1 protein-coding gene is annotated in these 242 nt (G+C 45.5%); it reads left to right on the forward strand.

The annotated features are described in order from the left end of the window. Window positions 1-242, forward strand: a 242-nt coding sequence (locus AAEY72_RS16070; protein ID WP_352311670.1) for a preprotein translocase subunit SecA, incomplete at both ends; no start/stop codon positions are given.

Raw genomic sequence — 242 nt, forward strand, 5'->3', positions numbered from 1 at the left:
GACCTAGACGTCATCGTGATCCCAACCCATGAGCCCATTGCGCGTATCGATATGGATGACCAGATTTTCTTGACCAAATTAGGAAAATATAAAGGCATCATTCGTGAGATTAAAGAGATTCAAGCCAAAGGTGCGCCAGTATTGGTTGGTACGGCGACGATTGAAGCCAGCGAAGAATTGTCTTATTTACTCGATCAAGAAGGCGTCAAGCATAACGTGCTAAATGCCAAGCAGCATGAGCG

This window comes from Psychrobacter sp. W2-37-MNA-CIBAN-0211 (assembly GCF_040309405.1).
Lineage (GTDB): Bacteria > Pseudomonadota > Gammaproteobacteria > Pseudomonadales > Moraxellaceae > Psychrobacter > Psychrobacter glaciei.